The sequence below is a fragment of the Caulobacter sp. FWC26 genome (genome assembly GCF_002742645.2).
Classification (GTDB): domain Bacteria; phylum Pseudomonadota; class Alphaproteobacteria; order Caulobacterales; family Caulobacteraceae; genus Caulobacter.
Genome location: NZ_CP033875.1, coordinates 705,051 through 725,493 on the forward strand (window position 1 = coordinate 705,051; position 20,443 = coordinate 725,493).

Below are 20,443 nucleotides of genomic sequence, written 5' to 3' on the forward strand. Positions count from 1 at the left end.
CCTGTTGGAAAACTGATTTCTTCCTGATGACCTTGGCGTATCAAGGTTACGCGGGCGGACCAGGGGCGCATGACCCAAGCATTGGCGGATCAGGCTGAGATGGCTCTGGGCGTGGCGCGGCTGCGCCCGTCCTCATGCGAAGTCAGTGTCGACGGCCGCGATCACGTGCTCGAGCCTCAGGTCATGCGCGCCCTCCTGGTGCTGGCGCGAAGTCAGGGCAAGGTGGTGTCCCGCGCGGCGCTCGTCGACGCCGCCTGGGACGGTCGGGCCGTCAGCGAGGATGCGATCAACCGCGTCATCTCGCGCCTGCGCAAGCTGGCCGCAGAGACTGGCGCCTTCACCCTGACCACCCAGCGCAAGGTCGGCTATCGCCTGACTGCAGTTGAGGTGGCTTCCGCCCCGGCGGCAGAGCCCGCGATCCCGAAGTCCGCGCCGCTGCGCTGGCGCTACGCGTGGTCGGCGCTGCTTGCGGCGGTGGCGCTGTTGATCGCGGGCCTTGCCGTCTGGCGGCTGCTGCCGCCGCGTGCGCCAGAGATCGCTAGCCTGACAGTCGTCGCCCTGCGGCCCGCGAACCCGGAGCTGGCGCCGGAGGCCGCGCGGCTGACGGCCGATCTGACGACGACCTTGTCGCGGATGAAGGGGCTGCGTGTGGAGTCCGAGGGCGCGCAGGGAGAGTCCGGCGACAAGCCCGCCCTGCTGCTGGGCGGCGTCGTCTCTCCAGCCGAGCCCGGCCTGTCATCGCAGCCGGCCGTGGCGCTGACCCTCACCGATCGCCGTAGCGGCGCGCGGGTCTGGAGCGCGGCCTTCGATGCGCGGGGCGTGGTGGACCCCACCGTGCGGGAGCGGGCCCTGTCGGCGGTCGCCCGCTACGTCGCCATCTGGCTGGGCGATCGAGTGCAGGGCGTCCCCGCCGCGCGCGAGCCGGCCAATCCCGAGATCACACGCTTGGTGGCCGAGGCTCGGCAGACCCTGTCGGCTGCGCACAAGGCGCGCCACAATCGCGACTGGGCCACCTTCACCCGCCTGGAACGCGAGACGAGGGCGGTCCAGGCCAGGGTTCTGGCCATGGACCCCGACGCCGCGCCCGGTTTGATGCTGGGCTATCAGGTCGAGGCGGTTCCGGAGTTTCAGCGCCCCGATGAGACGGCGCAGGCCTATCAGGCGCGCCAGCAGCGCGCGGCGCGGTTCCTGGCGCAGGCGATCGCCGCAGATCCCGACGACACCGAGGCCCTGGCCGCCACCGCCCGTGACTTCCGACGCGCCCTGCGCTGGGAGGAGGCCGACAAGTTGCTGGAACGCGCGGTGGCGATCGATCCTAACTCGCCGGACGCTAACACTTGGTACGCCTACGGCCTGGCGCTTTCGGGGCGTTGCGAGGCGGCGCTGCGCCACGCCCGGATAGCGGCGGGTCTCTTGCCGGGAGACGACTGGCGGGCGATGGCTGTGCCGCGGATGCAGCACTGCGCCGGTCGGACCGCCGTCGCCGCAGCGGATTACCGGAAGCTTCTGGACCGTTCGCCGGGGAATGTCTTCGTGCTTCACGACCTCTATCTCATGCGGCTGGGGGCGGCGGACGCGGCGGGCCTCCGCGCCGACGCCGACGAGGCGGTGCAGCGGCGCTGGCGCGGTCGGCCGCCGCCTGGGGTCGCCGCGCTGGCCGAGCGTATGCGACAGGCCGCGAACGCCTTGGACGGCCGGCCGGCCGCCTTCCTGGCGGTGCTGGCCCGCGAGGATCGCGAGATCGGCGGACCCGAGGCCTTCGCGGGGGCGGGCGAGGTGAAGTTCGGCAGCACCTGGGGCGATCAGGCTTTCACCCTGGCGTTCGAATACGCCGCCGCCGGTCGCGCCGACCGCGCCCTGATCCTGCTCCGCCAAGCGGTCAACGCCGGCTCGCTCTATCTGCCGTGGGCCTTGCCCTACGGCGTCCACGAATTTCCGCCTGCCGTTCGCGAGGACCCCGCCTACGCCGCCATCTGGCGCTCGTCGCCCGGTCTCGCCGCTCTGATCGAGCGCCGCCGCGCTGCGCGGACCGATCGGTTCGGAGGGGCCGCGCAACGCCCTTAACGTTCCTCGCGTCGGCGGAATCGCTCAAGATCCAGTCCGTGACGCTCGACCTTGTCGTAGAAGGTCTTGCGGGGAATACGCAGGATCTCCAGCGCCGCGCGCACGTCGCCGCCTGTCGTGGTCAGCGCCTCTTCAATGATATGGGCCTCATAGGTCGCGACGCGCTCGGGCAGGGGCGGCAGGTTGGTCGTGGCGTCTGCGACCTGATCGGCGAGACCGAGGGCGACGCGCTGGGCGTAGTGGCCCAGTTCACGGACATTCCCGGGCCAGTCATGATTGTGCAGACGCCAGCGGACCTTGTCGTCCACGGCTGGCGGGGCGCGGTCGAGCCGCTCGCAGGCCCGGGCCAGAAAGTGCGCGAACAGCAGTGGGACATCGTCGCGACGCTCGCGCAGGGGGGGGATGCGGATGCGGACGACATCGAGGCGGTGAAACAGATCCTGCCGGAAGACGCCCGCCGTAACCGCCTCGCCCAGATCGCCCTTGGCGGCGGCCACGACACGCAGGTCCAGCGTATGGGCGCGGTTGGAGCCGATCGGCGTCACCTCCCGCTCCTCGAGCACGCGCAGGAACTTGCCCTGCGCTTCAGGCGCGAGGGTTTCGATCTCGTCCAGGAATAGGGTGCCGCGATCGGCCTGCTGGATCCGTCCGACCCGCTGGCGCACTGCACCGTTGAATGCGCCAAGCTCGTGACCGAACAGCTCGCTGTCCAGCGTTCCGGCGGGCAGGGCAGCGCAATCGACGGCGACGAACTCACGATCCCGGCGGCGCCCCCAGGCGTGCAGGGCGCGCGCCGCCAGTTCCTTGCCAACGCCGGTCTCACCCTCGATCAACACATCGACGTCGGCGCCGGCGAGCTGCCGCAAGGTGGCGCGCAGGCGCTCCATGACCGGGGTCTGGCCGATCAGCGGCCAATCGCTCTGGGCCTGGCTGGCCATGGCCCGCAAGGCGCGGTTCTCCAGGACCAGGCGCCGCTTTTCCATGGCGCGCCGGACGCTGGAGACCAGCCGATCCGGCGGATAGGGCTTGGCGACAAAATCGTAGACGCCGTCCTGCAGCGCCTCGACCGCTTCGGCCACGTCGGCATGGCCCGTCACCAGGATCACCGGCAGGTCGGGGTCCTCCGCCTTGAGGCGGCGGTAGAGCTGTCGGCCGTCCATCCGCGGCATGCGGATGTCACTGACGACGACGCCGGCGAAGCTTGCATCCACCGCGCGAAGAGCCTCTTCGGCCCCGGCGAACGCGCGCACCTCGAAACCGGCGAGTTGGAGCGTCTGCACGTTGGCGGCGCGCAGCATGTCATCATCGTCGATGAAGGCGACCAGGTTCACGGACATTCTAACGGGCCTTGGGAAGAGACATGACGAAGCGCGCCCCACGCGGTGACGGCTCCAGATAAAGCTCGCCGCCGAATTCGGCGACGATGTCGCGGCTGATCACCAGGCCAAGACCGAGGCCGCGTGGCTTGGTGGTGGCGAAAGGCGTGAAGAGCGTACTGGTGGCCTCGGGCGCGACGCCCGGGCCATTGTCGGCGACGATGATCCGGACCTGCGCGCGCTTGACCAGGACTTGGACGGCGATCTCGCCGTTTTTGGTCTCCTCCAAAGCCTCAATCGCGTTCTGCAACAGGTTGACCAAAACCTGTTCGAGGCGAAATCGCTCGGCCAGCACCTTGGCCGCCTCGTCCGCCACCTCGCGCACGACACGCACGCCCTGTTGTCGAAGGCGCGGCCCCACCAGAAGAAGCGCGCCGTCGACCACCTCACGCACCGCCAAGGGGGCGGGCGATCCTCCGGACTTACGGGCGAAGGCGCGCAGTTCGTCGGTTATCAGCCCGATCCGGTCGGTCAGTCCGGAAATCAGGTCCAGGTTGGTCCGTGCGCTCCGGCTGTCGGCGCGGTCGAGGAAGACAGCGGCGTTATCGGCATAAGCCCGGATGGCGCCGACCGGCTGGTTGATTTCGTGCGCCACTCCCGCTGCGATCTGACCCAGTGTGGCCAGCTTGTTCGACTGGATCAGTTCGTCCTGCATCAGATGGACGTGCGCTTCGGCGCGGCGACGCTCCTCCATCTCGACGGTGAGGCGCTGGTTGGTCTCGCGAAGCGCGGCGGTTCGCTCGGCGACATGGGCTTCCAGCTCTCGGCGCGCGGCTTCTTCACGCGCGGCGCGAAGGCTGGCCCGCCCCCGCCAACGCACGAGCGCGGCGGCCAGGGCGCAGACGGCGAGACCGGCCAGAAGCGCGATGGCGCGGGCGCCGGTCACCGCCGTCCGGAGCGCCGCGCCGACCGGGGTGAAGGTGTAGACCGTCCAGCCCGCCGCGCTCAGCTTGACGCTGGCGGTCATGTACCGGGTCTCATCCTGGCCCGGAACCTTGATCGTCGTGAGCGCGGGAGGACGATCCCCTGCTGGCGGCGGCTGGGCGACTAGCACGTCGAAGGGCGCATTACCGAAGCGCTGTTCGGCGCGGAGTCGTGCCTGCTCAGTACGCGGCAGGGGCGCGAGCGTCATAAACCGCCAGGACGGGATCGAGGTCACCAGGACGACGCCCTTGGGGTCGACCGCGAACGCCGGCTCCGAAGCGGACCACTCCGCCTCAAGGGCCTCGAACTCGACCTTGACCACAACGACGCCCAGAAGACCATCGGGGCCTTCGATCCGGCGCGCCATGAACAGGCCAGGACGTCGACTGACAGTGCCGAGGGCGAACAGCTCCGCGACGCCCTGGTCGCGCGCGTCCTTGAAGTAGGGCCGGAAGCTGTAGTCGGAGCCGACGAAGCTGGTCGGTTCGCGCCAGTTGCTGGCCGCGATGGTCATGCCCCTGGCGTTGAGGACATAGATGACCGCCGCCCGCGTGCCGGCGCTGAGCGTCTCCAGCTTGCGGTTCAGAGCATCCACGCCGCCTGGATCGGCCGAGCGCAGGGTCGCCGCCACATCGGGGTCCTGGGCCAGCACGAAGGGCAAGGAGCGATGCTTCGCCAACTCGCTGCGCAGAACAGCGGCGTGCAGGGCTGCGGAGCTCTGCGCCTGACGGGCCAACTCGGCCACGGCCCGCCTCTCCACCACAGCGCCGGTGAAGCCGACGAGACCCGTTAGCAACACGAGGCTCATCGCCAGGAAGATCGCCCAGCGTCTTACGACCGGATCGGTGAACTGGGGTGGTTGGACCCTCATCTCGTGGCTTCCCAAGTTTGTGCGGATTTCCGCACATTGTGGCGAGGGGTGGTAGGGGTTTTCGCCAATCGCCGGAGCGTCCGCGTCGTTCGTGGCGGGGATTTTGTTCTAAAAGACAATGTCTTGGCGCTTTTTTCGGGTTTTCTTGCGCGGTTTCCTCGTCCCAAGGATCGTCTATCCAAGCGCCCCGGCAAAGGCGCGGGGTGGAAACATGGCTCTCGGGCCAGGCCATGAGGCGACAGTGAAGACGATCCAACCGGGCGCTGCGGCGCGACCGTCAGAGCAGGCCAGGCCGTTCTATCGAAACCTGTACTTCCAGGTTCTGCTGGCGATCGTCGGGGGTGGTTTGATCGGGCATTTCCTGCCTGATCTCGGTCAATCGCTGAAGCCGCTTGGCGACGCCTTCATCAAGCTGGTGAAGATGGTCATCGCCCCGGTGATCTTCCTGACCGTGGTGACCGGCATTGCGGGCATGCGCGACCTCGACAAGGTCGGGCGGGTCGCGATCAAGGCGCTCACCTATTTCCTCATCTTCTCGACCCTGGCCCTGATTGTCGGCCTGATCGTCGCCAACATCGTCCAGCCGGGCGCGGGGATGAACATCGATCCCGCGACCCTGAAGACCGACAAGGTCTCCGAGTACGCCGCCAAGGCGCATGACCAGACCATCGTCGGTTTCCTGATGAACATTATCCCGTCGACCGTGGTCAGCGCCTTCGCCGACGGCGAGATCCTGCAGGTGCTGTTGATCTCGATCCTGTTTGGCCTGTCCCTGACCCTGGTGGGCGAGCCAGGCCGGCCGGTCATCGATTTCCTGGAGCTGGTTGCTCAGGCCTTCTTCAAGTTCGTGCACATCGTCATGAAGGCCGCGCCGATCGGCGCCTTCGGGGCCTTCGCCTTCACCATCGGCAAGTACGGCATCGCCTCGATCGCCAACCTGGCCCTGCTGGTTGGCACCTTCTACCTGACCTCGCTGTTGTTCGTGGTGGTGGTGCTGGGCGCGGTCGCGGTCGCCAACGGCTTCTCGATCTTCAGCCTGATCCGCTACCTGAAGGCCGAACTGCTCCTCGTGCTGGGCACCAGCTCTTCAGAGGCGGCGCTGCCCAGCCTGATCGAGAAGCTGGAGCAGGCCGGTTGTCCTAAGTCGGTCGTGGGGCTGGTGGTCCCGCTCGGCTACTCGTTCAACCTCGACGGCACCAACATCTACATGACCCTGGCGGCCTTGTTCATCGCCCAGGCCACCGGCGTTCACCTGTCCTGGGAGCAGCAGGCGCTGCTGTTGGGCGTAGCGATGCTGAGCAGCAAGGGCGCTGCGGGCGTCACGGGCGCGGGCTTCATCACCCTGGCGGCCACACTGTCGGTGGTGCCCTCGGTTCCTGTCGCCGGCATGGCGCTGATCCTGGGCATCGACCGGTTCATGTCCGAGTGCCGGGCCCTGACCAACTTCATCGGCAACGCGGTGGCCGCGATCGTCGTCTCGCGTTGGGAGCGCGGGCTGGATCTCGCGGCCTTCAAGGCGGCCCTCAGCGCCAAGACCCCGCCGTCCGACACCGACGATTCCATTCCCGACCCGGCGCGCCCTTAGGCGGCTCCGTCGAACTCAAGCGCAGTCAGAACAAATATACATTGGGGAGCTGAACACGTGACCTACCAAAGCCGTAGCGGCCATCGCCGCCATCTCGTCCAGGGCGCCGCCCTACTGGTCTTGCTGAGCGCCGCCGGCAGCGCGGGGGCTCAGGAGGCCGAGGCCACCAAGGTCGAGGAAGTCGTCGTGGTCGGCAGCCAGATCAAGGGCGCCAAGACGACGGCCGCCCTGCCCGTCACGGTCCTCGACAACAACCAGATCGCCGCCACCGGCGCGGTCTCGGGCGACGATCTGTTCCGCTCCATCCCGCAGATGGGCGACGTGTTCATCAACCCCAGCAACGCTCCGCAGACCAGCAACTCCACACGGGGCGACGTCAACTCGATCAACCTTCGCAGTCTCGGCGTCGGCAACACCCTGGTGCTGCTGAACGGACGCCGTCTTGTGTCTCACCCGACCAGCCAGTCCTCGGGCACGGTGCCGCTGCTGGGCTACAACGCCAACGCCATTCCGACGGCGAACCTGGAGCGCCTTGAGGTGCTACGCGACGGCGCGGCGGCCATCTATGGCGCCGACGCCGTCGCGGGGGTCGTCAACACGGTGCTGCAAACCGACTTCGACGGCGTGACCGTCGACGCCCAGTACGGCTGGGCTGAAGGCACCCACCGCAAGGAATACAGCAGCAACATCTTTGCCGGCCGCAACTTCGCCGAAGGGCGCGGCAACATCTCGCTGAACGGCAATTTCACTTGGCGCACCGCCCAGCGTCCCAGCGACCGAGACTACACCGCGACCCAGGACCTGCGACCGCTGTTCGCGGGCTTCGCTGACTACGCTGCCAGCAGCGCGCCCGACAATCGCGGCAACCAGAACTCGTTCGCCAATTTCACTGTCTTCGGCGCCACCAGCGCCATCCGTCAGGGGACGACGGCGCTGACCACGGCCGCCGGCGCCAGCCACGTGCAGCCCAACACCATCCCGGGCTGCGCCACTCAGATCGGCAACGGCCTCTGCATCGGAACGGGCAATCTGGCGACCGGCAGCACCGCCAACGCCTACCGCTACAACGCGCCGCAGAACGACGCGACGACCATCGCGCCGGAGATCGAACGCCAGAACATCTTCCTGAACGCCCACTACGACATCAACGACACCCTGACCGCCTACGGCGAGCTCGACTTCTATCACGCGACGTCCGAGGGCCTGACGACGCAAGGCACCAGTCTCGTCGCGATCGGCGTTCCGGCCAGCAACTACTGGAATCCCTTCGGCCCCGTGACCTTCGCCAACGGCCAGGCCAACCCCAACCGGCTGCCAAACCTGACCAACGTGGCGGCCAGCGGCGCGGCGGTGACCTTCACCAACTACCGCTTCAACGACCTGGGGCCCAACAAGGTTGAGGTCGAGAACTATCAAACCCGCCTCCTCGGCGGTTTGAAGGGCGAGACCTGGGGCTGGTCCTGGGACTCGGCGATCCTGTACTCCAAGGCCGACGCCAAGGACGAAAGCGACGGCATCGACAGTCAGAAGCTGGCTAACCAATTGGCCCTGTCGACGCCAGACGCCTACAATCTCTTCAACGGTGGTTGTCTGGACGGCTCAGGTGGCCGTGACTGCACGCCCAGTTCCCGGGCCGCGCTCGACGCGATCCGTTTCCGCCTTAAGCGCCATTCGACCACGACCCTGACACTGGCGGACTTCAAGGTCTCCAAGCCCGATCTCGTCACCCTGTGGGCGGGGCCCGTCGGCGTGGCCGCTGGCGTAGAGTTCCGCCACGAGACCCAGCAGGACCGTCGTGATCCGATGCTGGACGGCCGTACGCCGTTCACCGATCCGGTCACCAAGAACACCAGCAACAGCAACGTCACCGGCGTCAACGACACCCCCAGCACCAAGGGCTCGCGCGATGTCGGGTCGGCGTTCGTGGAATTCGCCGTGCCGCTGGTTTCGCCTGAGATGAATATCCCGCTGGTCCGTCGCGTCGACGTGCAACTGGCTGGACGCTTCGAGAACTACAGCGACTTCGGCTCGGTCGCGAAGCCGAAGATCGCCGTGGCGTGGGACGTGGTCGACGGCGTGCGCGTCCGGGGCTCCTGGCAGCAAGGCTTCCGCGCACCCAACCTGGAGACCACTAATCCGTTCAGCTATTCGCGCACCAACACCGTCACGGACTATTATCGCTGCGAAGCAGACCTTCGTGCAGGCCGCATCTCGACCTTCACCGCCTGCTCGCGCGGCGTCGGCATCCGTTTCACCACGGCCGGGAATCCGGATCTGAAGGCCGAAGAGAGCGAGAGCTACTCGGTGGGGGTGGTGTTGCAGCCGACCTTCATCCCCGAGCAGTTCGGGCGCTTAACGGTCACCCTGGACCGCTGGCAGATCAAGCAGGAGGGTATCGTCGGCACGTTGGGGTCCACCAACGGCGCGATCCAGGACTACCTGTTCCGCTTGAACGGTTCGAACAACGCTGCGGTCATCCGCGCCGCCCCAACGGTCGATGACGTGGCCTTCTTCAATGGCACGGGCCTGACGCCCGTGGGCCAGATCCTGGAGATCCGCGATCAGTTCAAGAACCTGCAGCCCCAGACCGTCAGCGGCATCGACATAGGCTTGAACTGGACCTTGCGCACCGAGTCGCTCGGCCGCTTCAGCGTAAACGTCGACGGCACCTTCATGGACAAGTACTCCCAGCAGCTCTCGCCGCCGCTCGCCGAGCTTTTCGAGGCGCGCGCGAGCGGCAAGATCAATCGCGCAACGCCGCTGACCGATCCGGGCGATCTGCTGAAGAAGAACGGCAAGCCCAAGTGGAAGTGGAATGGCTCTGCGACCTGGCGCGCCGGCCCTTACCAAGTGGGGGCCTCGGTGATCTACACAGGCTCGGTGCTCGACACCGACTTCCTGTCGACCACCGGCGAACCCTGGCGCGTCAAGCCGCTGACCACGGTCAATCTCTACGGTCAGTATCGTTTCGAGCAGAAGGGCTGGGCGAACGACACCCGCATCCGGGTTGGCGCGCGCAACATCTTTGACAAGGATCCGCCCCTGTCGTCGAGCGGCTACATCGGTTCGCTCTACAACCCCTATGCCCGCTACTGGTACGTCAGCGTCAGCAAATCCTTCTGATCGCGACTGGCCGGCCGGTTCGGGGGGCGAACCGGCCGGCGCCAGCACTATTCCTAACGTCGAGGCGCTGTTGTGATGAAGCTTTCCGCCGCCCTTCTGGGCTTGGGTCTCGCTTTGACCGGTTGTGCGACCCTCGCGGAACCTGCGGCGGACAGGGCTTGTCCGAATGGTCTGCCCGCCGCGACGCACTGCCTGGCCGGTCAGGATCAGAATGGCGCCTACTACTGGATCGCCATCCCGAAAGCTTGGAACGGGTCTCTCGTCGTTCATGCCCACGGCGGACCGCGCCTGAAGACGCCCAAGCCCGACGACGCCGTCGAGGACCTCCAGCGCTTCGCCGTGACGGTGGCCGAGGGCTATGCTTGGGCGGGATCCAACTATCGCCGAGAGGGCTATGGCGTCCGCTCGGCCGCCGAAGACACCGACAACCTGCGCAAATTGTTCTGGGCCCAGTTCGGACGCCCTAAACGGACCTTGTTGCACGGCCAGTCCTGGGGCGCGAACGTCGCGGCCAAGACCGCCGAGCTCTATGCGCGCGACACCGACGGCAAGCCTGTCTACGACGGCGTGATCCTGACCAACGGCGTTGTGTCGGGGGGCACGCGCGCCTACGACTTCCGCGCCGACCTGCGCGCGGTCTACCAGTACTATTGCGGGAACCACCCCGCCGCTAACGAGGCCCAGTACCCGCTGTGGCAGGGCCAGCCGGTGGGCTCCAAGCTGACCAATCGGCAACTGGATGAAAGGGTCAACGCCTGCACGGGAGTCGATCTTCCGCCCGAGCAGCGATCCACCGTCCAGAAGCGAAACCTCGCGAATATTCTGGCCGTGACGCGCATCCCTGAGCGCACGCTGGGCAGCCACCTGGGCTGGTCGACCTTCACCTTCGCCGATCTCGTCAACAAGCGCTTGGGTGGGCGCAATCCGTTCACCAACGAAGGGGTCGTCTACCAAGGGTCCGATGATGACGCAGCCCTGAACAGCGGGGTTGCGCGGTTCGCCGCCGACCCCGAGGGCGTGCGTCTGTTGTCGGAGGATAGCGACCTGACCGGCGACCTTCAGGTTCCAACCCTGACCCTGCACGCCATCGACGACCCTACTGCGTTCGTCGAACTTGAGCAGGTCCTGCACGACACAGTCGCCAAGGCTGGCAAGAGCGCGCTGCTCGTTCAGGCCTTCACCGACGAACACGAGCATTCCAAGCTCGCCACGCCGCAGTACGCCGCGCTGTTTCGAGCGATGAGCGCCTGGATCGATTATGGCGCTAAACCTGATGCCGCACGTCTTGCCGCACTCTGCGCCGACGCGGTGAGCGTCTACGGAGAGGCCTGCCATTTCCGGCCGACCTATACCCCGCCGACGCTGACCAACCGGAGCTATGTCCGCGAAAAGCCAGGCTTGCGCTAGGCTTTACAGCGGCGCCGCCAGGGGAAGCGCTTGCCTTCTCGTTGGGCCAGGCAAATGCCTCCTTTTGCGCGAAGCGTGAATAGCTCTATCGTTCGACGGGCAATCAGCGAAGCGAGGCTAAAGGTGAACGGCCGTCTCCCTCCCGTCATCATTGCGAGCGTCAGCATGGCTTTCCTCCTCGGCGGCTGCGCCACGCTGCCCCCCGCCGGACCCCTCCATTTCTATGCCAGCCATCCGGGCGACGACGCCCAGACGAGTCCGGTTTTCGACCTTTTGGATGCGCGGCTAAGGCTTGAGCCCGGCCTTGTGCGGGACTTTGACGAGCCGATGAACGTCCACATCGCCAATGGAACGCCCTTAGCGGACGGCGCCTACGCCTACCGTGTGACCCTGTCGATCCCGGCTCGGATGTCGAACCGCCGCATCCCCGAGAAGAGCCGAACGCTCGCGGCCTTTACCGTCAGCTGCGCGCCGAGCCGTTCGGAATCTTGCGTCGACCGTATCCTCGAAGAGGTTCGCCCCCAGCCGGCGCGGGTCCGGCGGATTGTCGCGCGGTCGCCTAAGATCAAGGCGGGGCGGAGCAGGGGCTGACCACCCCCTTTGACTCACCGTCCACCGCCTGCTACACGCCGCGCCTCGCTCCCGGACCTCGTCCTGGGGCGTGCTCGTCGTTATCCATTCTGGGTGAGGGCGGGTTCAAATCCGTGGGAGGGACGCCAAGCCCGCACCACGGCTCACCAGTGAGGACACTATGGCTAAGAAGATCCTGGGCTACATCAAGCTCCAGGTGAAGGCTGGCTCGGCCACGCCTTCGCCCCCCATCGGCCCGGCTCTGGGTCAGCGCGGCGTCAACATCATGGGCTTCTGCAAGGAGTTCAACGCGCGCACCGAGAACGTCGAAAAGGGCACCCCCCTGCCGACCGTGATCACGGTCTATCAGGACAAGTCGTTCACCTTCATCACCAAGACGCCTCCGGCGACGCACTACCTGAAGCAGATCACCGGTCTGAAGTCGGGCGCGAAGCTGACCGGTCGTGAGACCGTTGGCGAAGTGACGCGCACCCAGCTGCGCGAAATCGCCGAAAAGAAGATGAAGGACCTGAACGCCAACGATCTCGAGGCTGCGGCCAAGATCATCGAAGGCTCCGCCAAGGCCATGGGCCTGAAGATCGTGGAGGCCTAATCCAATGGCTAAGCAACCCAAGCGCATCAAGGCCTGGACCGGCGACCGCGACGCGGCTCACTCGGTCGAAGCCGCCATCGCCCTGGTCAAGGCCAACGCCAAGGCCAAGTTCGACGAGACCATCGAGATCTCGGTGAACCTGGGCGTTGACCCGCGTCACGCCGACCAACAGGTCCGTGGCGTCGTGAACCTGCCCTCGGGCACCGGCCGTGACGTCCGCGTCGCCGTCTTCGCCAAGGACGCCAAGGCGGCCGAAGCCACCGCGGCGGGCGCCGAACACGTCGGCGCCGAGGATCTGTACGAAAAGATCGCCGGCGGCTTCATGGACTTCGATCGCGTCATCGCGACCCCGGACATGATGGCCCTCGTCGGTCGCCTCGGTAAGGTGCTGGGCCCGCGCGGCCTGATGCCGAACCCGAAGGTCGGCACCGTGACCCCGAACGTCGGCCAGGCCGTCAAGGACGCCAAGGGCGGCGCCGTTGAGTTCCGCGTCGAAAAGGCCGGTATCGTTCACGCCGGCATCGGCAAGGCCTCGTTCACCGACGAAGCCCTGGCGATCAACGTCAAGGCCCTGATCGAAGCTCTGAACCGCTCCAAGCCCTCGGGCGCCAAGGGCGTGTTCATCAAGCGCGTCGGCCTGTCGTCGACGATGGGCCCGGGCTTCAAGGTCGACATCGCCTCGATCGGCGCCTGAGACACCTAGGTTTTAGTAAGCGTACCAGTAAAGCGTAGCGGCACGGGCGCTGGAGCAATCCAGCGCCCGTTCTGCGTTTGGGGGCTGGGCGTTGTTGTGGGGCCAGCTAGCCAATGTTATATTTCGTCTAGACGGAGATGACGGATGGCTTTCCACGTCAGAGACCCAGAGACCGACGCCCTTGTGCGCGAGTTGGCTGAAAAGACGAAGCTTGGCATTACCGAAGCGGTGAAGCTGGCCGCCGCTGAAGCCTTGCAGGCGCGGGATAAGGCTCGGGAAGAGAAGCTCGCCAAGATGCGGGCCATCTGCTCGGAAGTCGCCAGCTGGCCCCGAACGGGTCTGCCGGCCGACAAGGCGTTCTTCGACGACATGTACGAAGACTGATGTTCGTTGACGCGTCGGCCTGGACGGCCATGCTTCTCGAAGAGCCCGAGGCAGAAGCTTTCAGAGAGAAAATCGCTGATGCGGTCGAAGTCACCACCTCGGCGATCGCGAACTGGGAAACTGTTCGCGCCGTCGCGCGCCAAACGAACAGGAACATCCACGCCGTCGCACAGGAACTTCGTGCTCTCCAGCTCTATGCCGAGGCGCAGGTGCTCCTGATCGGACCCGCCGAACAAACCGCAGCCCTTGAGGCGCACGCGCGTTTCGGCAAGGGCGTGCATCCCGCGAGGTTGAATATGGGCGATTGTTTCGCTTACGCCTGCGCCACGCTTCGCAATACGCCGCTCCTCTACAAGGGTGATGACTTTTCCCAAACCGACGTCATGGCCGCCTGACGTGACCGACGAGCGCATCCTCGACATCGCCGTGATCGGCGGCGGGCCCGCAGGACTGATGGCGGCCGAGACGATCGCCAAGGCCGGGCGGTCAGTGGCCGTGTTCGAGAAGATGCCGACCTTCGGGCGCAAGTTCCTGATGGCCGGGCGAGGCGGGCTGAACCTGACCCACAGCGAGGACTTCGAGCGCTTCGCCGCGCGCTATGGCGAGCGATCTGCGTTGCTGCGGCCGATGCTGGACGCCTTCACGCCTCAAAACCTCATCGCCTGGGCCGAGGGACTAGGACAGGAGACCTTCGTCGGGGCCAGCGGCCGGGTGTTTCCACAGGCGATGAAGGCCTCGCCCCTGCTGCGCGCCTGGCTCTCGCGCCTGGAAGCTCTGGGCGTGTCGCTGCGTCCGCGCTCGACCTGGAAGGGCTGGGACGCCATGGGGGCCTTGCTGATTGAGGGGGCGGACGGCCGTCATTCGGTACGCGCGCGCCTGACCATCCTGGCGCTGGGCGGCGCCAGCTGGCCCAAGCTCGGTTCCGACGCTACCTGGGCGCCGCTGCTGCGGGTGGGCGGCTCGGAGATCGCACCCTTCCGGCCGGCGAACTGCGGCTTCGATGTGGCCTGGAGCGAGGTCTTCCGTGACCGTTTTGCGGGCGAGCCGCTGAAGAACGTGGCTTTGAGGCTGGGCGAAGCCCGCGCGCGGGGCGACGCGATCATCGCACGCTATGGCCTGGAAGGCGGCGCGATCTACGCCTTGGGCGGGGTGGCGCGCGACGCGGCTCTGGCGGGCGGTGCGATCCTGACCATCGACCTGCGGCCCGACATTCCCGCCGAAACGCTGGAACGCCGCCTCCACGCTCCGCGCGGCGGCCAGAGCTTGGCCAACTTCCTGCGCAAGACCGTCAAGCTGTCGCCGGTCGAGGTCAATCTGCTACGCGAGGCCCATGGCCTTCATCTCCCCCTGGAACCGGCCGCCCTGGCCGCCGCGATCAAGGCCGCGCCGCTACGCCTGACAGGGGTCCAGCCGCTGGACCGGGCCATCTCCTCGGCCGGCGGCGTTCGCTTCGAGAGCCTGGACGGCCTTACACTAAAGGGGCGTCCCGACGTGTTGCTGGCCGGAGAGATGCTGGACTGGGAAGCGCCGACCGGCGGCTATCTGCTGCAGGCCTGTTTCGCGACCGGCGCCGCAGCCGGCCGGGCGGCGCTGGAGCGATTGGGCTAGAGCTGATCTCGCGCCAAGGCTCCGCAACTAAAGTTTTTACGCAACACACAATGAGAAGCGTCACGCTGCGTCGCCCGACGGCCGCTCAAGCCATTGTCCGGACGCTTTCGCCCCTATAAGCAAGCGCCTTGCTGACCGCCGTGAGGCGCTAAGGAAGGTTACGGATGCCGAGTCCCCTGATGGCGGCCCTGAAGGATGTCGCAGACGGAATCCGTCTCGCGCCCTTGTGGTGGCGGCTGGGCCTGGACCAGACGGCGTCACGCTTCCAGCGCTCGGTGCTGGGGCCTTTCTGGATGGCCTGCAACCTCCTGGTCATCGCCTTCGCCCTGGCCTTCGTCGTCAGCGCCCTGATGGGCGTGGACATGATGAAAAGTTACCCGCAGGTGATGGCGGGCCTTCTGGCCTGGTCGCTGGTGGGCACCACCATCGCCGAGGCCCAGGCGATCTTTTTGATGAACGCGGGGCTGATGCAGAGCCAACGCCTGCCACTCAGCTTCTATGTCTTCCTGCACGCCCAGAAATCGGCGACCAACTTCCTGTTCCAGGCGATCGCCTTCTGGGCGACGATGTTGGTGCTGCAGCGGTTTTCGATCCCTCACTGGACGTTGATCCCGGCGCTGGCGCTGATCATGCTGATCGTCTGCTTTCAGGGCTTCATCATCGCCATCCCGTCCACCCGCTTCCGCGATGTGGCCTACATGATGAGCTATGTCGTCCAGCTGCTGTTCTACGTGACGCCGGTGTTCTGGATGACCGCGAACGTCAGCGAAAAGCACCGTTGGGTGGTCGAGCTGAACCCCTTCACCCACCAGGTCGAGCTGCTGCGCGCGCCGCTGACCGGCCATGCGCCGGAGGCCATCCACTGGTGGTGGACACTCGGAACCCTGGGCGTGCTCGTCGTCGTCGCCATCACGCTGCTGGCGATGTTCCGCAAGCGCGTGGTCTTCTGGCTGTAGGAGACGACGATGACGCACCAGATCAAGCTGACCAACGTCGATCTCGACTACTTCGTCTACAGCCTGCGTTCGCAGTCGCTGCGGAGCGCCGTGTTCAACCTCGCGGTGGGCGGACGGATGTACAAGGCGGCGGGCGATGTCGCGGCGGTCAAGGCGCTGCACGACATCAATCTCGAGATCAACGAAGGCGACCGCATCGCCCTCGTCGGCCACAACGGGTCGGGCAAGACGACCTTGTTGAAGGTGATCGCCGGCATCTATTCGCCGACGCGGGGCGAGCTGTCGATCGACGGTGATATCACCTCGATGATCGCCATCAACGCCGGCCTCGACATGGAGGCGACGGGTCTTCGCAACATTCACAAGCTGGGCCTGATGCGCCGGCTTTCGCGCAAGGTGATCGACAGCCGCGTCGACGCGATCGCTGAGTTCTCCGGCCTGGGCGACTTTCTGCACCTGCCGGTGCGCACCTATTCGGCCGGTATGCTAGCGCGCCTGATGTTCACGGTGGCGACCGAGTTCGAGGCCGACATCCTGGTGCTGGACGAGTGGCTCAGCGCAGGCGACGCCGCCTTCGTGCAGAAGGCCGCCCAGCGCATGCACCGGATGGTCGAGGACGCCAAGATCATGGTGATGGCCACCCACGACCACGACCTGGTCCAGCGCGTCTGCAATCGCGTCTGCGAACTGCAGGGCGGGAAGATCGCTTTCCTGGGTTCGACCGAGGCGTGGCTGGCCTACCGCGAAACCCAGGCCGCATGAGCCGCCTGCCGCCCGGCCTGAAGACCGGCCGCGACGTGTCGGTCGCCGGCGTCGACGCGACCGGGCGCACGGTGCTGGCGGCGCGCGACGGTGATCCGCAGATGCTCTGGACGCCTACCCGTGAGGAGCGCAAGGCGCTGCGGTCGGCCAAGGCGGTGCGGATCGACGTCAAGCTTGAGGCGGTCGAGGGCAAGCTGGTCGGCCCCGCGCTTTACGCCGACTGGGGCGATGGCTTTTCGGAGGATTCCTACGCCCGCCTGAAGGCCGGTCCCGACGGTTGGTTCGCCTCGTTGCCTGCCCGCAGCTTCCAGCTGAACGGCGTGCGGCTGGATCCGTCCGAAGGCGCCTGCGCCTTCACGGTCGATGCCTTCAAGGTCACGCGCATCGGCGACCTTGGCAAGGATCCGCGCGGCCTGCGGGGCGCAGCGATCCAGGCGCTGAAGCCGATGCTGGGCCCTCTGCGCGGCCCCGCCGGCGCAGCCTGGCGTTGGGGCCGGGCGCTGCTGGCCAAGGGACGCGTGGCGCGTCCGGCGGCCGATGGCGGCGCGGTCGGCGCGACCTACGCTCACGCGATCGCGGTCTCCCGCAACCTGCGCAGCCCGCACTACGCCGCGCCGATCGCCGCCCCGATCACCCTGCCGGCCGACGCGCCCAAGGTCGTGGCCTTCTACCTGCCGCAGTTTCATCCGTTTCCGGAGAATGACACATGGTGGGGCAAAGGCTTCACCGAGTGGACTAACGTCTCCAAGGCCCAGCCGCAGTTCCTGGGTCATTACCAGCCGCGCCTGCCAGCGGATCTGGGCTTCTATGACCTGCGCCAGCGCGAGGTGCTGGCCCAGCAGGTGGACCTGGCCAAGGGCGCGGGTCTCCACGCCTTCTGCTTCCACTACTACTGGTTCGCCGGAAAGCGCCTGCTGGAGCGGCCGCTGGACCTGTTCCTGAACGATCCGAGCCTGGACCTGCCGTTCGCCCTCTGCTGGGCCAACGAGAACTGGACCCGCCGCTGGGACGGCGATGAGAGCGACATCCTGATGGGCCAGGAACACTCGCCTGAGGATGATCGCGCGGTGTTCGAGGACTTGGCCCGCTACATGCGCGACCCGCGCTATCTGCAGGTGGGCGGAAAACCGCTCCTGGTGCTCTACCGCCCCGAGATCCTGCCTGACGCCAAGGCGACGACTGAACGCTGGCGTGGGCAGGCGCGGGCCATGGGCCTGGGCGAGCTGCATCTTCTGTGCACCACCGCCTTCGGCTTCCAGGACTATGCCGGCCACGGCTTCGACGGCATCGTCGACTTCCCGCCCCACGCGATTGTCGAAGGCGAGATCACCAACCGGGTTACGCCGCTGCACGCCGGCTTTACCGGCAAGGTCTATGACTATCCGGCCGTCGCCCGCCACAAGCTGGACGAGCTGGTGCAGGTTCCGGCCGCCTTCGTGCCCGGCGTCATGCCCGGCTGGGACAACCAGGCCCGCAAGCCGTGGGCCGGGGTCGCCTTCCACAACGCTGACCCCGAAAGCTACTTCGGCTGGCTGTCGGGCGCGCTGAAGCACGCCGAAGCCAGGCATCCCAAGGGCGAGGCGATGGTATTCGTCAACGCCTGGAACGAGTGGGGGGAGGGCGCCTATCTCGAGCCCGATCGCTGGTTCGGCCACGGCTATCTGCACGCCACCCGCACGGCGCTCAGCGCCTGGCTGCCGCGCCTGACCGACGCCCACCCGCTGGTCGCCGAAGCGCAGGGGCAGTTCGTAAAGCGCGCCGATGCGGTGACCTTGCTGCACCTATTCTATCCGGAGCTGATCGGCTGGTTCGCCGAGCGCCTTTCGGCCACGGCGGACGTCCTTGATCTGATGATCACCGTACCGGAGACTTGGAGCGAGGCGGATCTGGCCCGCGCCCGAGCCGCATTCCCGGCCGCCCATCTGGCGATCGCCGAGAACCGGGGCCGCGACATCCGCCCGTTCGTTGAGACCCTGCGCCGCGCCCGGGCGATCGACTACTCGGTGTTCTGCAAGCTGCACTCCAAGCGCTCGCCACACCAGGCCAAGGGCGACCAGTGGCGGGCCAAGCTGGTCGAGGGCCTGCTGGGCGGCGAGGCGGCGGCCCTGGCCCTGCGCGCCTTCGCTCGAGACCCGAAGCTGGGCCTGCTGGCCGCCGCCAGCGCCCGCATGCGCATCGGCGATCCCGACGTGATGGACAACAACCGCGCCGAGGCCGACCGGCTGTCGGCGCGGATGGGCCTGAAGCCGCGTCCGGAGACGCCGTTCGCCGCCGGCTCGATGTTCTGGGGGCGGACCGAAGCCTTTGCCCCGCTGACGGACCTGTCGGACGCCGAGATCGCCTTCGGGCCGGAGCTCGGGCGCGTCGATGGGACCACCGCCCATGCGATCGAACGCCTGACGGCGGCCATCGTCGAGCGCGCCGGCTATCGCGCGAGCTTCGAGCTGTGAGCCGACTGGCCCGCCTCGCCCGCCGGGTCGGTCGCAAGCTGAAGGCCCTGGCGCCGACGCCGAGACCGCCGGAGCCGCCATCTCTGCCTCTTGTTCTGGATGGCAGGGTCCCATTGGCGGGCTATCCCACGGTGCGAGACGTCTGGTGCGCCCCCGCGTTCGGCGTGGTTGTGGATCGTCAGGGGCATGTTCTCGGCGGCGCTGCGGACGAGGCGTTGCGGGTCAGTCCGGATCTGGCGGCGCTGCCGGGCGTACGCGTGCATCAGGGCCAAAGTCGCCTGATCCTGCCGGACGCCGCTCTGCGGCTGCCTAAAGCGGCGGTGATCGCTGGATGGGGCGGATTGCGTAACTATGCCGGCTTTCTACTCGACACCCTGCCGGCGTTTCTGGCCGCTGACCAAGCCGGCGTACTGGCCGGGCATCCCCCGGTCCTGCCGCCCCTGACGCCCTGGCAAGCCGAGCTGCTGACCCTGACGGGGATCGCCGCGCCGCAGACGCTCGACGCGCCGTGGACCGAGCTGGACGAGGCGGTGCTTACGCCAGCGCTTGGGCCCGTCGTCGCACACCCGATGCTGGCCGAGGTTCGCGGGCGCGTGCTGACCGGGCTCGGCGGGGCAAACGGCGCCGGCCGAAAATTGTATATCAGCCGGTCGGACCTGTACGACGCGGTCATGGTCGACGAGGCTGGGGTCGAGATCGAACTGGCGGCGCTGGGTTACACGATCGTCCGTCCCGAGACATCCTCGGCTCGCGAGCTGATCCAGTTGTTCGCCGAGGCGGACCTCATCGTCGCCGCCACGGGAACGGCGCTGGCCAATCTTCTGTTCTGCCCGCCAGGCGCCGAAGTGGTCGAAATGCGGCCGCCGGGCTCTACGAGCGTCTGGGTCCAGAACCTGGCGACCGGCTTGGGGTTGAAGTGGCGAGGTTTCGACGCCGAGGGCGTTCGCGAGATGCTGGAGACGCCCCTGGACGCCGCCTTGCGCCCCGCCTCCGCCTTCGCCTGGCGCGCCGACGTGGTGGCGCTGCTGGCGTTCCTGGCGCAGCGGGCCTAAGGAC

16 protein-coding genes are annotated in these 20,443 nt (G+C 67.0%); 14 read left to right on the plus strand and 2 right to left on the minus strand.

Translation table 11 applies throughout. From position 1 onward, the window contains the following. The first annotated feature begins 69 nt into the window (after positions 1 to 69). A complete protein-coding gene (locus CSW63_RS04925) occupies positions 70 to 2,064 on the plus strand; it encodes a winged helix-turn-helix transcriptional regulator (RefSeq protein ID WP_062096317.1) in 1,995 nt (664 codons plus the stop codon). Here the strand turns inward: CSW63_RS04925 and CSW63_RS04930 are convergent. Further along, positions 2,061 to 3,401: a sigma-54 dependent transcriptional regulator gene (locus CSW63_RS04930; RefSeq protein WP_062096316.1), complete on the minus strand. Its 1,341-nt coding sequence runs from the start codon at positions 3,399 to 3,401 to the stop codon at positions 2,061 to 2,063. The genes CSW63_RS04925 and CSW63_RS04930 overlap by 4 nt on opposite strands. A 1-nt stretch (position 3,402) precedes the next feature. After that, on the minus strand, positions 3,403 to 5,235 hold the full coding sequence (locus CSW63_RS04935; protein WP_062096315.1) for an ATP-binding protein: 1,833 nt from the start codon (positions 5,233 to 5,235) through the stop codon (positions 3,403 to 3,405). A gap of 241 nt (positions 5,236 to 5,476) precedes the next feature. On the opposite strand from CSW63_RS04935, the gene CSW63_RS04940 reads away from it, so the two are divergent. The 13 genes from CSW63_RS04940 (at position 5,477) to CSW63_RS05000 (ending at position 20,439) form a co-directional block, all read left to right on the plus strand. Beyond that, positions 5,477 to 6,820, plus strand: a complete 1,344-nt coding sequence (locus tag CSW63_RS04940) for a dicarboxylate/amino acid:cation symporter (RefSeq protein WP_231737475.1) — start codon at positions 5,477 to 5,479, stop codon at positions 6,818 to 6,820. Positions 6,821 to 6,877: 57 nt separating this feature from the next. Further along, positions 6,878 to 9,943: a TonB-dependent receptor domain-containing protein gene (locus tag CSW63_RS04945; protein ID WP_099502798.1), complete on the plus strand. Its 3,066-nt coding sequence runs from the start codon at positions 6,878 to 6,880 to the stop codon at positions 9,941 to 9,943. A 75-nt stretch (positions 9,944 to 10,018) separates the two neighbouring features. Next, positions 10,019 to 11,350 (plus strand): hypothetical protein, encoded by a 1,332-nt coding sequence (locus tag CSW63_RS04950; RefSeq protein ID WP_062096312.1) that lies wholly within the window; start codon positions 10,019 to 10,021, stop codon positions 11,348 to 11,350. Positions 11,351 to 11,515: 165 nt separating this feature from the next. Next, on the plus strand, positions 11,516 to 11,941 hold the full coding sequence (locus tag CSW63_RS04955) for a hypothetical protein (RefSeq protein WP_127846936.1): 426 nt from the start codon (positions 11,516 to 11,518) through the stop codon (positions 11,939 to 11,941). Between the two features lie 160 nt (positions 11,942 to 12,101). Then, positions 12,102 to 12,533, plus strand: a complete 432-nt coding sequence (rplK, locus tag CSW63_RS04960) for a 50S ribosomal protein L11 (RefSeq protein ID WP_010918527.1) — start codon at positions 12,102 to 12,104, stop codon at positions 12,531 to 12,533. Between the two features lie 4 nt (positions 12,534 to 12,537). Continuing rightward, on the plus strand, positions 12,538 to 13,227 hold the full coding sequence (gene rplA, locus CSW63_RS04965) for a 50S ribosomal protein L1 (protein ID WP_062096308.1): 690 nt from the start codon (positions 12,538 to 12,540) through the stop codon (positions 13,225 to 13,227). A 144-nt stretch (positions 13,228 to 13,371) separates the two neighbouring features. Beyond that, positions 13,372 to 13,611 carry a type II toxin-antitoxin system VapB family antitoxin gene (locus tag CSW63_RS04970; protein WP_062096306.1) on the plus strand — a complete coding sequence of 80 codons (240 nt, stop codon included), beginning with the start codon at positions 13,372 to 13,374 and terminating at the stop codon, positions 13,609 to 13,611. Then, on the plus strand, positions 13,611 to 14,006 hold the full coding sequence (locus tag CSW63_RS04975; RefSeq protein WP_062096304.1) for a type II toxin-antitoxin system VapC family toxin: 396 nt from the start codon (positions 13,611 to 13,613) through the stop codon (positions 14,004 to 14,006). The genes CSW63_RS04970 and CSW63_RS04975 overlap by 1 nt, the downstream gene beginning before the upstream one ends. Beyond that, complete coding sequence (locus CSW63_RS04980) at positions 13,972 to 15,219, plus strand: TIGR03862 family flavoprotein (RefSeq protein WP_062096302.1); 1,248 nt, start codon at positions 13,972 to 13,974, stop codon at positions 15,217 to 15,219. Before CSW63_RS04975 ends, CSW63_RS04980 begins: the two co-directional genes overlap by 35 nt. 164 nt (positions 15,220 to 15,383) lie before the next feature. Further along, entirely contained in the window at positions 15,384 to 16,175 is a 792-nt protein-coding gene (locus tag CSW63_RS04985; protein ID WP_062096300.1) for an ABC transporter permease, read from the plus strand. A gap of 9 nt (positions 16,176 to 16,184) precedes the next feature. After that, positions 16,185 to 16,937: an ABC transporter ATP-binding protein gene (locus tag CSW63_RS04990; protein WP_062096299.1), complete on the plus strand. Its 753-nt coding sequence runs from the start codon at positions 16,185 to 16,187 to the stop codon at positions 16,935 to 16,937. Next, a complete protein-coding gene (locus CSW63_RS04995) occupies positions 16,934 to 19,387 on the plus strand; it encodes a glycoside hydrolase family 99-like domain-containing protein (RefSeq protein WP_062096298.1) in 2,454 nt (817 codons plus the stop codon). Before CSW63_RS04990 ends, CSW63_RS04995 begins: the two co-directional genes overlap by 4 nt. Further along, on the plus strand, positions 19,384 to 20,439 hold the full coding sequence (locus CSW63_RS05000; RefSeq protein ID WP_062096297.1) for a DUF563 domain-containing protein: 1,056 nt from the start codon (positions 19,384 to 19,386) through the stop codon (positions 20,437 to 20,439). Before CSW63_RS04995 ends, CSW63_RS05000 begins: the two co-directional genes overlap by 4 nt. Positions 20,440 to 20,443: the final 4 nt, after the last annotated feature.

Coding starts and splice junctions, on each gene's coding strand:
- CSW63_RS04925 (WP_062096317.1), top strand. CDS start 70: ATGACCCAAGCATTGGCGGATCAGGCTGAGATGGCTCTGGGCGTGGCG.
- CSW63_RS04955 (WP_127846936.1), top strand. CDS start 11,516: ATGGCTTTCCTCCTCGGCGGCTGCGCCACGCTGCCCCCCGCCGGACCC.
- CSW63_RS04975 (WP_062096304.1), top strand. CDS start 13,611: ATGTTCGTTGACGCGTCGGCCTGGACGGCCATGCTTCTCGAAGAGCCC.
- CSW63_RS04985 (WP_062096300.1), top strand. CDS start 15,384: ATGCCGAGTCCCCTGATGGCGGCCCTGAAGGATGTCGCAGACGGAATC.
- CSW63_RS04990 (WP_062096299.1), top strand. CDS start 16,185: ATGACGCACCAGATCAAGCTGACCAACGTCGATCTCGACTACTTCGTC.
- CSW63_RS04930 (WP_062096316.1), bottom strand. CDS start 3,401: ATGTCCGTGAACCTGGTCGCCTTCATCGACGATGATGACATGCTGCGC.
- rplA (WP_062096308.1), top strand. CDS start 12,538: ATGGCTAAGCAACCCAAGCGCATCAAGGCCTGGACCGGCGACCGCGAC.
- CSW63_RS04980 (WP_062096302.1), top strand. CDS start 13,972: ATGACTTTTCCCAAACCGACGTCATGGCCGCCTGACGTGACCGACGAG.
- CSW63_RS04995 (WP_062096298.1), top strand. CDS start 16,934: ATGAGCCGCCTGCCGCCCGGCCTGAAGACCGGCCGCGACGTGTCGGTC.
- rplK (WP_010918527.1), top strand. CDS start 12,102: ATGGCTAAGAAGATCCTGGGCTACATCAAGCTCCAGGTGAAGGCTGGC.
- CSW63_RS04950 (WP_062096312.1), top strand. CDS start 10,019: ATGAAGCTTTCCGCCGCCCTTCTGGGCTTGGGTCTCGCTTTGACCGGT.
- CSW63_RS04935 (WP_062096315.1), bottom strand. CDS start 5,235: ATGAGGGTCCAACCACCCCAGTTCACCGATCCGGTCGTAAGACGCTGG.
- CSW63_RS04970 (WP_062096306.1), top strand. CDS start 13,372: ATGGCTTTCCACGTCAGAGACCCAGAGACCGACGCCCTTGTGCGCGAG.